9 protein-coding genes are annotated in these 7951 nt (G+C 72.3%); all 9 read right to left on the minus strand.

What is annotated here, in order from left to right:
• On the minus strand, positions 1 to 82 hold an 82-nt coding region (locus VFZ20_RS28715; protein ID WP_329687412.1), incomplete at its 3' end, for an ATP-binding cassette domain-containing protein.
• A gap of 12 nt (positions 83 to 94) precedes the next feature.
• Complete coding sequence (locus tag VFZ20_RS28720; protein WP_329687405.1) at positions 95 to 721, minus strand: hypothetical protein; 627 nt, start codon at positions 719 to 721, stop codon at positions 95 to 97.
• Positions 718 to 2337, minus strand: a complete 1620-nt coding sequence (locus tag VFZ20_RS28725; RefSeq protein WP_329687406.1) for an LptA/OstA family protein — start codon at positions 2335 to 2337, stop codon at positions 718 to 720. The genes VFZ20_RS28720 and VFZ20_RS28725 overlap by 4 nt, the downstream gene beginning before the upstream one ends.
• A complete protein-coding gene (gene lptC, locus VFZ20_RS28730; RefSeq protein WP_329687407.1) occupies positions 2334 to 2888 on the minus strand; it encodes an LPS export ABC transporter periplasmic protein LptC in 555 nt (184 codons plus the stop codon). Before lptC ends, VFZ20_RS28725 begins: the two co-directional genes overlap by 4 nt.
• Before the next feature lie 6 nt (positions 2889 to 2894).
• On the minus strand, positions 2895 to 3908 hold the full coding sequence (locus VFZ20_RS28735) for a KpsF/GutQ family sugar-phosphate isomerase (protein WP_329687408.1): 1014 nt from the start codon (positions 3906 to 3908) through the stop codon (positions 2895 to 2897).
• A 1-nt stretch (position 3909) separates the two neighbouring features.
• Positions 3910 to 4479: an HAD-IIIA family hydrolase gene (locus VFZ20_RS28740; protein ID WP_329687409.1), complete on the minus strand. Its 570-nt coding sequence runs from the start codon at positions 4477 to 4479 to the stop codon at positions 3910 to 3912.
• Positions 4472 to 5338: a 3-deoxy-8-phosphooctulonate synthase gene (gene kdsA, locus VFZ20_RS28745; RefSeq protein WP_329687410.1), complete on the minus strand. Its 867-nt coding sequence runs from the start codon at positions 5336 to 5338 to the stop codon at positions 4472 to 4474. The genes VFZ20_RS28740 and kdsA overlap by 8 nt, the downstream gene beginning before the upstream one ends.
• Positions 5335 to 7050, minus strand: coding sequence for a CTP synthase (locus VFZ20_RS28750; protein ID WP_349264143.1), 1716 nt, complete (start codon positions 7048 to 7050; stop codon positions 5335 to 5337). The genes kdsA and VFZ20_RS28750 overlap by 4 nt, the downstream gene beginning before the upstream one ends.
• Positions 7051 to 7055: 5 nt before the next feature.
• A complete protein-coding gene (kdsB, locus tag VFZ20_RS28755; protein WP_329687413.1) occupies positions 7056 to 7886 on the minus strand; it encodes a 3-deoxy-manno-octulosonate cytidylyltransferase in 831 nt (276 codons plus the stop codon).
• Positions 7887 to 7951: the final 65 nt, after the last annotated feature.

Consider the following 7951-nt stretch of genomic DNA (forward strand, 5'->3'; position numbering starts at 1 on the left):
TGGTGGTCTTGCCCGCGCCGTTGGGCCCCAGCAGCCCCACGATCTCGCCCTGCGAGACCTGCAGGTCCACCTCGTTCACCACGCGGCGCTTGCGTTAGACCTTCACCAGCCCCTTCGCGGCCAGGGTGGCGCCGCCGGGCACCAGCATGTCGCCCGGGCGATACGCGTCCTCGCGCGTCCCACCCATGTGCACGTCCGGCGCGGCGAGTCCGTCCACCGGCGCGGGCGCGTCCAGGGCGGGGGGCGGCGGCAGGTCCACCGTGGAGGCGGCGCCGGACGGGCCGGCGTCGTGGGTGTGGTCCAGAATGGCTCGTATCCTCGCGTCCAGCAGGTCCAGCACCCGGTCCCGCCCGCCGTCCACCTCCGCGGCGGCCCAGGTGCTCAGTCGCACGGCGTGCCAGGGCACCTCGCCCGCGCCGTCCGTCCCCTCGTCCGCCCCGGGGATGACGACGGGCTCCAGCACGCCGTCGCCGGCCAGGATGCGGACGATGTGCTCGTCCAGGTAGCGCACGGTCTCGTCCGCCGGAAAGTTCTCCGGGTGGCCGTGCGGGGTGTGCCGCGCGTACCAGCGGCGGTACTCCTCGCGCACGCCCGTGAGCCAGTTGGCGCGCTCCACGCTTCCGTCGCCGTTGGCACGGTCCACCAGCGCGCGCAGGGCGATGAGCTTGCTCAGGTCCCCCGCGCCCGTGGCCTCGACCAGCGGCCCGAACGCGCCGCTCACCGCCGTCCTCCCGCCGCCGGGCGCCGCTCGGGCGCGGTGGTCGTCGCGGGCGCGGCCTGCGCGGGGGCCGGCGTCGGCGCCGGGGCGCGCGGGTCCGTGGGCAGGTCGGCGTCCGCCGGCGCGACGGTCGTCGGCGGCGTCGATGCCGAGCCGGCGGCCACGGCGGCGCTGTCCGGCGGCAGGGTGTCGGCCCGCGTGCTGTCGCGCGCCTGGACGGGGTCCAGGTACACGCCGCGCTTGAGGCCCCGCACGTTGGCCACGTCCACGTCGCCCTCGAAGAACGAGAGGTCGATGGTGTCGGCGATCACGTAGTTGATGCCCCGCCTGGCCGTGGGGTTCCGCGCGTCCTCCCGGCTGGGCGCCAGGCGGTACAGCGACCGCGCGCTTCCCCAGGCCAGCATACGCTCCAGCTCGACGCTGCCCGTGGTGTCGCGCTGCGCCGGCGCCCGCGCCGAGTCGCCCAGGACGCGCGGTCCGGCGGCGGCGGAATCCGTCCGGGCCGAGTCCGCGCCCGCCGAGTCCGCGCGGAACCAGCCGACGATGGTGTCGGCGTAGATCAGGTCGCGGTCCTCCAGCCCCAGGCCGGACACGGAGTCGGGCCCCACGGTGTCGCGGGGGCTGGGGCCGGCCACCTGCAGCGTGTCCCAGCTTTGCCCCTCCGCCGTGCCGATGGCGATCACCTGCCGGATGCGCTGCCCGGGGGTGAGCGCCTCGAGCGAGTCGGCCTCCATGCGAAAGCCGCGGGCCAGGGCCACGGAGCGCGTGCTGTCGCCGGTGGGGCCGTGGCCGCTCACCAGGCGCTGCAGCGAGTCGCGGGCAAAGAACAGCTGCAGCTGCGGGCCCGTGACGCGCATCCGCTCTTCCACCAGGCGCGCGTTGCCGCGGCTGAGCACCTTTTCCAGGGCGCCTTCGGCCAGGTCCGCCTCGATGTAGTCGCCCCGCAGGTCGTAGCGCTCGCCCTGGGCGCGGGCGTTGCGGCGCAGCTCCATCCGCTCCTGCGACCCGTCGTAGTACGCCTCGTCGGCCCAGGCGTCCATCTGCTTGCCGTCGATCACCACGTTGCCGGTGGCCGTGACGTAGTTCTCGCCCACGGTGGTGATGCGGTCGGCGTCGATCTCCATGGGGTCGCGCTGCCGGCCGCTGCGGGGCGCCACGGTGAGGTGCGGTCGCTCCGTGGCGATGGCCTGCGGGTCCGGCCGGCCGGGCGCGGCCCGGAAGTACTCCAGGTTGGGTCCGCGCAGGGTGGAGCCGCGGTTCTTGTCCGTGAACACCACGCTCCCCGTGGCCCACAGCCGGCCCGTGTTGCCGTTGTACGTGGCGTAGTCCGACGTGAGCGAGCGGCCCGGGTCCTGGTAGTCCACCCGGCGAAACAGGTGCACCTCGTTGATGGCCTCGTACAGCACGGCGCTGTCGGCCCGCAGCTCCTCGCCGTTGCTGCACCGCACCAGGAGCGGACCGCTGGCGTTGATTACCCGCTGCCCCTCGGCGCCCACGGACACCCAGGTGCCCTGCTGGTAGATCAGGTCGCACTTGTTCTGCGCGCGCGCCTGCGCCGTGGCGAACAGCGGCGCGGCGAGGGCGAGCAGAACGGGGAGCAGGCGGCGAAGGCCCCTCACAGTCCCCCTCCCGCCTGGTTCACCTGCACGCCCGTGGTCTTGGAGTTCTTGCCCTGGATGTTGGTGAACCGCGTGTCGCTGGTGAAGCCCTGCGTCACCAGCGTGCGCCCGTCGGCCTCCTGCACCAGGGTCTCGCGCTCGCTCCACACGCGGTCGCCGCGCTGGTCGTAGTGGAGCTCCTCGCCGCGGATCGTGCGCTTTTCGCCCCGGTCGTTGTGCGTGATGAGGACGACGGAGCCGCGGGCCACCATCACCCCCGTCGTCACGTCGTACTCGCCCGTCTTGCTGGTGAGCGTGCCCGGCTTCTTGCCCTGCGCGTCATAGAACGTAAGGCGCACGTTGCGCAGCTCCGTGACGTTTGCGTTGCCGGGACGCTGGAACGCCGTGTCGCCGTACAGGTCGGCCTTGAGCACCCCGCCCTCGGAGAGCTTGAGGTTCATCCCGTACGTGCGCTGGCTGCTGTCCGCGTCGTTGGCCACCGGCCCCGAGGGCTGGGGCTGCTCGCACGCGGCCACGACGGCCAGGGCCAGGATCCACAGAACGTTCCGCATCCGCATCTAGACGGCTCCCGCCCGCATCAGGTCGTGAAGGTGAACCATCCCCACCACCCGCCCCTCTCCGTCCACGACGGGAAGCGCCATCACGCCCGCGCGCTCCATCACGCCCACGGCGGCGGCGGCGAGCTGGTCCGGCTCGGCGGTTCGGGGGGTCCGGGTCATCACTTCGGATACGGAGATTGGGAAAAAGTGTTCCTCCCGTTCCATTAACCTTGTCAAATCTCCGGACGTCACCACGCCCAGGAGCAGCCCCGCGTTGTCCACCACGGCCACCGTTCCGCGCCGCTCCGCGAGCAGCACGACGGCCTGCCGCATGGTCGCGTCCGGCGGCAGCACGGGGACGTCGCCGTCCACCATCACGTCGCGCACGCGCAGCAGCAGCTGGCGGCCCAGCGCGCCGCCGGGGTGGTACCGGGCAAAGTCCTCGCGGCCAAAGCCGCGGCGAAGGAGCAGCGCCACGGCCAGGGCGTCGCCCATGGCCAGCGCCGCCGTCGTGGACGAGGTGGGCGCCAGGTCGTGGGGGCAGGCCTCCTCGGCCACGGAGCAGTCCAGCACCCACTCCGCGTGGCGGGCCAGCGACGAGTCCATGCGCCCCGTGAGGGCGACCACGCGCACGCCCAGCCGGCCCAGGTACTCCAGCAGCCCCCGCAGCTCGCTGCTCTCCCCGCTCTTGCTGAGCAGGATGGCCACGTCGCCCGCGCCCACGATCCCCAGGTCGCCGTGCAGCGCCTCCACGGGGTGCAGGAAGGTGGCAGGCGTGCCCGTGGACGTGAGCGTCGACGCGATCTTGCGGCCGATGATGCCGCTCTTGCCGATGCCCGCCACGATCACGCGGCCGTCCGACGCCAGGATGGCCTCCACGGCCCCCGCGAACGCGTCCCCGATGCGGTCCTCCAGGGCCGCCACGGACTGCGCCTCCTGGCGGATGACCCGGCGCGCGCGGCGCAGCGTCTCCTCCAGGGAAAGCGCGCCCTCGGCGGCGGCTTCGGCGGGGTCCATGACGTGGGCGCTCATCCTACCGGCCCTGCTCGCGCTCGCGCACGTACGCCTCGACGGCGTCGGCCCACTGGCCGCGGGCCTTGAGCAGCGCCTCGGCGAACTCGCGGACGGCGCCGCGGCCGCCGTGCTTCGTTCCGTGCCACACGGCGCAGGCGCGCGCGTCGCTCGTGGCGTTGCCCACGACGGCGGGAAGCCCCACCCGGCGCAGGACGACGAGGTCCGGCAGGTCGTCGCCCAGGAACGCCGTGTCTTCCCACGAGACGCCCTGGCGCTCCAGGATGGTGGTGAGCGCGTTGAGCTTGTCGGCCGTGCGGTCCTGGTGCAGGTCGTCCATCTGCAGCTCCTCGGCGCGGATGCGCACGGCCTCGGACGTGCGCCCCGTGACGATGGCCACCTTGAGGCCGGCCGTGCGCATCATCTGCACGCCCAGGCCGTCCTGGATGTCGAAGCGCTTGAGCTCCACGCTCTCGCCGCTGGAGGTGGCGCCCAGGTAGACGCCGCCGTCCGTCATCACCCCGTCCACGTCGAAGACCACGAGGCGGATGCGCTTCGCCAGCTCCGGCGCGATGGGCATCGTCTCAGACACGGGCGGCCTCCAGTCCCAGCGCGGCGCGGAGGGCGAGCACTTCCTCCACCAGCGGCCGCAGGCGGTCCAGCGGCAGCATGTTGGTGGTGTCGCTCAATCCCTTCGCGGGCTCCGGGTGCGTCTCCAGGAAGAGCGCGTCGCACCCCGCCGCCACGGCCGCGCGGACCAGCGTGGGGATGTGCCGCGGCTCGCCCCCGCTGATGCCGCCGCCCTCGCCGGGGCGCTGCACGCTGTGCGTGCCGTCGAAGATCGTGGGCGCCTCGCACGCCTCGCGCATCAGCGCGAACGAGCGCATGTCCACCACCAGGTTGCCGTAGCCGAAGAACGTTCCCCGCTCCGTCACGGCCACGGCGGAGGAGCCCGCGCCGCGCACCTTGTTGGCGGCGCCGCGCATCTCGTGCGGGGCCATCCACTGCCCCTTCTTGACGTTGACGGCCCGCCCCGTGGCGCCCGCGGCGACGAGCAGGTCCGTCTGCCGGCAGAGGAACGCGGGGATCTGCAGCACGTCGACCACCTCCGCCACGGGCGCGCACTGCTCCGGGAGGTGGACGTCCGTCAGCAGCGGAAGGCCCGTCTGGGCGCGGACGCGCTCCAGCTTGCGCAGCCCCTCGTCCACGCCCGGTCCCCGCGGCGAGCCGGGCGACGAGCGGTTGGCCTTGTCGAACGAGGCCTTGAAGACGATGGGCAGGCGCAGGTCCGCCGACAGCCGCGCCAGCGCCTCGCCCACCGTCAGGTTCAGCCGGTCGTCCTCCAGCACGCACGGGCCCGCGATCAAAAAGAACGATCCGCCCAGCCGGAACCCGTCCGCCACGGTGGAATGCACGTCCGTCCCCTCGTTCCCCTGGACCGTCGTGCTCACGCGCTGACCCCCGCGGCGCGCTCGGAGGGCTCCTCCGCCGGGGCGGACGGCGCGGCGGCGGACGGCCGCAGGTCGCGGTCGAGCGACGTCTGCTCCTCGCCGTCGCGGCGGACCATGGCGGCGCCGACGAAGGACGCGAAGAGCGGATGCGGATGGTCCGGGCGCGACTTGAGCTCCGGGTGCGCCTGCGTGGCCACGAACCACGGGTGCGACGGCAGCTCGATCATCTCCACCAGGTTGCCGTCCGGCGACGTGCCGCTGATGCGCATTCCCGCCTCCTGCAGCTGCGGGCGGTACGCGTTGTTCACCTCGTAGCGGTGCCGGTGCCGCTCGCTGATCTCCTGCGAGCCGTAGATCTCGGCGGACTTGGAGCCGGGCGCCAGGCGGGCCGTGTACGCGCCCAGCCGTTGCGTGCCGCCCATGTCCGTCACCTGGCGCTGGCTGTCCATCAGGCAGATGACGGGGTCCGCCGTGTCGCGCTCCCACTCCGCCGAGTGCGCCTGCTCCAGGCCGCACACCCCGCGCGAGAACTCGATGATGGCCGTCTGCAGCCCCAGGCAGATGCCGAAGAAGGGCAGCCCGTTCTCGCGCGCCCAGCGGATGGCCGAAAGCATCCCCTCCACGCCCCGCACGCCGAACCCGCCGGGGATGAGCAGGCCGTGGTAGCCGCTCAGCTTGTCGGCATTCTGCCCGTTCTCGAAGTCCTCGGACGAGAGCCAGTCGATGTTCACCCGCACGTCGTTGGCGATGCCGCCGTGGTGCAGGGCCTCCTGCACGGACTTGTAGCTGTCCACGAGCGCCACGTACTTGCCCACGACGGCGATGTTCACCGTGCCGTTCCTGGGGCGGCGGATGCGCTCCACCAGGCGCTCCCACTGCGCCATGTCGGGCTTGCCCGTGTGCTGCAGCCCCAGCTTGTGGCACACCTGCTCGTCCAGCCGCTGCTTGGCGTACTCCAGCGGCACCTCGTAGATGCTCTTGACGTCCGCCGCCTCGATGACGCTGGCCACGTCCACGTTGGTGAACAGGGCGATCTTGCGGCGCATCTCCGGCGGAATGGGATGCTCGCTGCGGCAGATGAGGATGTCGGGCTGGATGCCGATCTCCATCAGCTCGCGCACGGAGTGCTGCGTGGGCTTGGTCTTGAGCTCGCCCGCCGCGGCGATGTACGGGATGAGCGTGAGGTGGACGAACAGCGTGTGCTCGCGCCCCACCTCCTGGCGGTACTGGCGGATGGCCTCCAGGAACGGCAGCGACTCGATGTCGCCCACCGTGCCGCCGATCTCCGTGATGACGACGTCGTGATTCGGAGCGAGCCGGCGGATGGCGCCCTTGATGGCGTCCGTGATGTGGGGGATGACCTGCACCGTGGCGCCCAGGTACTCGCCGCGGCGCTCCTTCTGGATCACGTCCTGGTAGATGCGCCCCGTGGTGATGGAGTTCGCCTGCGACAGCGACTCGCCCACGAAGCGCTCGTAGTGGCCCAGGTCCAGGTCCGTCTCGGCGCCGTCGTCGGTGACGAACACCTCGCCGTGCTGAAACGGGCTGAGCGTGCCCGGGTCCACGTTGATGTAGGGGTCGAACTTCTGGATGGTCACGCGCAGCCCCCGGGCGGCCAGCAGGCGCCCGATGGACGCCGCGGCGATCCCCTTGCCGAGCGAAGAAACCACCCCGCCGGTCACGAAGATGTACTTGGTGGGGGTCGTGTTCATCGCGGTCATGCCCGTGCCTCTGTGGTGGCAGTGTACGTCTCTTCCAGGATGCGGGCCGCGCGCGTGGCGTCGGCCGGGGTGTCTACCCCGCCCTCCGCCGGCGCGCCCACGGCCACGCCAATGCGCAGCCCGGCCGCCAGAGGCCGCAGCTGCTCCAGCTTTTCCAGGCGCTCCAGGGGCGCCTCCGGCAGCGCCACCCAGCGCAGCAGGGCGTCCCGCCGGTAGCTGTAGATGCCCACGTGGCGCAAAAAGCGCCCGGCGGCAAGGTCGTCCGCGGCGGGCTCGCCGTCGCGCACGAAAGGGACGGGGGCGCGGGAAAAATAGAGCGCGCCCCCGTCGCTTGCCCGCACCACCTTCACGATGCTGGGCTCCTTCCACTCGTCCGCGTCGCGGATGGGCGTGGCCACCGTCCCCGCGTCCCATCCCCCGTCGCGGACGAGATGGATGGCCGCCTCCAGGTGGTCGCGGCGGACGAACGGCTCGTCGCCCTGCACGTTGACGATGGTGTCGAACGCCGCGTACTCCGGCAGCCGCGCCACTTCGGCCACGCGGTCCGTGCCCGAGGGGTGATCATCACGCGTCATCACGCAGCGGGCCCCAAAGGCGCGCGCCGTCTCCGCCACCCGCGCGCTGTCCGTGGCAACGACCACCTCGCCGAACAGACCGAATTCCACGACGCGGCGCCAGACCCACTCGATGAGCGGCCTGCCGGCGAGCACGTGCAGCGGTTTGCTGGGAAGGCGTTGCGAAGACAGCCGGGCCGGGATGACGCCGAGGACGCCGGCAGTCAGGTGCCCCGATGGGGAGGAAGTCGCGTGGCTGCTTGCAATAATCACGCCACCCAAAGTAACGCCGCCGGGCCCGATTGGCAACGGCGGCGGCGGGGAACTGCGAGTGTGGT

This window comes from Longimicrobium sp. (assembly GCF_036280135.1).
Lineage (GTDB): Bacteria > Gemmatimonadota > Gemmatimonadetes > Longimicrobiales > Longimicrobiaceae > Longimicrobium.